At 68.7% G+C, this 2,638-nt stretch carries 1 protein-coding gene; it reads right to left on the minus strand.

All coding sequences use genetic code 11. The features are described from left to right. Positions 1–64 precede the first annotated feature (64 nt). Positions 65–2,608: an nSTAND1 domain-containing NTPase gene (locus ACFOSH_RS42270; protein ID WP_378247143.1), complete on the minus strand. Its 2,544-nt coding sequence runs from the start codon at positions 2,606–2,608 to the stop codon at positions 65–67. Positions 2,609–2,638 lie beyond the last annotated feature (30 nt).

Below are 2,638 nucleotides of genomic sequence, written 5' to 3' on the forward strand. Positions count from 1 at the left end.
AACATCGCCGCCGCACTACGCCACAACGCCCGCGACTTCACCCGACCACTAACCCAGCTCGGAATCACCCACTAACCAGCCACAACGACTTTGCCGGGACCCTGGTGGTGGTTCCTGGGGGCTGCGGAATCAAGGCTGTTTCGGAGTGCGGCGGTTCTGTTTTCCAGCGCCGTACTGCGGCGGCGTATCTGCCCGCGCCGAGTACTGCAGAGTCGCCGTCGGCGAACACAACGTCGGCAGGGGCGTCGAAGGCAGTGATGGGCAGTTTCGGGATGTCCCATACGGCGATTCCCGCGGTTCCGGGCACGACGATCAGTCCGTTCGAGACGGCCAGGCCGCCCACTGATGTCGAGGTGAGCACGATGTAGCCGAGCAGGTCAGGACTGTACATGCGGAGCCCGCTGGTGCCGGATGTGATGAGGTTGCCGCCGCCGGGGTCGAAGGCGAGCCAGCTCACGTTTCCGGCCTCGGGAATTGTCGCGGCCGGCCTGTGGGTTGTCATGTCCCAGATCGTGATGTTGCCCTTCGGGTCAGGGAAGGCCAGCCTCGTTCCGTCGGCGTTGAAGGCCAGCGGCCGCCCGTTGTCGGGTTTGGACGGCAGCGTCTCAAGTACGGCACCGGTCGCGGCGTCTCGGACGAGAACCAGGTCGTCTCCGCCGGTGGTGGCCAGCGTCCGGCCGTCAGGGCTGAAAGCGACCGCGCCGAAGCTTGTGGCCGCTGCCGGCGGGCCGGGCACAGTGATGAGCGTCCGCAGGCTGGTGCTGTCGCGAATCTCCAGGGCCTGATCACTGCTGATCGTGGCCACCCGAGTGCCGTCGGGACTGAATGCGACAGAACGGATGTCCCCGGTGCTGAACCCGGCCGCGATCGGGTGTTGCGGTGCTGCCGGATTCCACAACAGCAGGGTGTTGTCCGCCATCGCCACCAGCAGGCGTGTGCTGTCCCGGCTGAAGGCGGCGGTCATCGGCAACTTTTGCGTGGGTTGGTCAGTGCGGAGGACCGCGGCTTGTGTGCGCTTCGGTAGGTCCCAGAGGGCGGTGTTGTTCTCGGCGTCCTGTCCGGCGAACCATCTGCCATCGGGGCTCAGCGCACCAATTCCGAATGCCATCTGACGTACGGCGAGCAGGCCGTGCGACGCTGGCCGTCCGATTCTGCTGAGCAGGCTGCTGCGCGCTTCGACGGTGGAGTAGGCGTTGATGGCGTCCACGCTGAGCCGCGCCGCCTGGCCCGGGTCCTGCTCGGCCAGTGCGTCGGCCTGTGCGGCGAATTGGCGTGACTGCGCGATCCGTCGCTGCTCGGCCGCGGTCCTCTGGTTCAGCACGGCTACGCCCGCGAGCACCACTGCTCCGGCGAGCAGCACGGCCAGGCCGACGGACAGCCATCGCAGCTGCCGGGTGCGACGCCCGGCCCGGTGCTGCGCCGCTCGCTCGGCCTCGACACTGGCGTGCAAGAACTCCCGTTCCCGAGGTGTCATCGTGGCGTGGCCGGTTTCGGCCCATTCCCGGGCGACGGCCAGCCGCGTCCCGCGCGCCAGGGCGTCGGATTCCCGGTTCGTGTCTTCCCAGGCCGCAGCGGCGTCGGTGAGTTGCCGGTGGACTCGCAAGCCTGCGCGGTTCTCGGCCAGCCAGTCGCGCAGCCGTGGCCATGCGTCAAGCAGAGCTTCGTGGGTGAGCTCGACGGTGTCGGCGTCCAGCGTGATGAGCCGGGACGCCGCCAGCCGGTTCAGGACGACATCGACCCGGGGGTCGTCCTGGTCGAGTTCGTCGCGCCGGAGGCGGCGTTTGGTGGCGCCGGTGTCCTCGCCGGCGTCGATCAGCCGCAGCAACAACTGCTGCGCAGTCGCCTGCTCGGCCTCGTCCAGGGACGAATATTCGGCTTCGGCGGTGTTGGCCAGCGCGCCCCGAATGCCGCCGGTGGCGTGGTAGCCGGACAACGCCAGCGTCGCACCGCGGCGCCGGCGCCAGGTTTCCAGCAGCGCGTGGGACAGCAGCGGGAGGACGCCGGGTTGGGCGTGGGCCTCGGCGACCAGCTCGGTCACCAGGGCGCCTTCGACGCTGAGCTCGGCGCGGGTCGCGGGCTTGACGATGGCATCCCGTAATTCGGCGGCGGTCATAGGGCCGAGTAGCAGTTGCGCGCCGGCGACGGCGTCGGCCAGTCCGCGGTGCTCGGCGCAGCGGGGGTAGAAGTCGGCACGGACCCCGAGCACGACCTCGGTGGCGCCCGACGCGGCGGTGAGCAGGGCGTCGAGGAAGGAGGTGCGTTCGACCGGATCGGTGCACAGGGTGAACAGTTCCTCGAACTGGTCGACCACGACCGTGGCGCCGTCGGGTCCGGCCTGGCGCAGCAGCAGCCGGAGGGTGTCCGGTGCCGATCCCAGTTCGTCGAGAACCTGCGCTGCGGTGGTCCCCAGCAGCGGGGCGAGCTGCAGTGCGCATTCTTCGAACGGATGGCGGCCGGGGCTGAACAACACCACAGCGGAATCCGCGCGGCGGGGCACGAAACCGGCCCGCAACAACGACGACTTACCGGCCCCCGGCCTGGATCCACCGATGATTGTGGTGAGTTGATCGTGTCGTAGGCGCGCAGATGCCCTCTGACTTGGGACGATTGGTCTTGCGACAGAACAATTCGGACCGAG

The sequence above is a fragment of the Amycolatopsis speibonae genome (assembly GCF_042647925.1).
GTDB lineage: Bacteria > Actinomycetota > Actinomycetes > Mycobacteriales > Pseudonocardiaceae > Amycolatopsis > Amycolatopsis speibonae.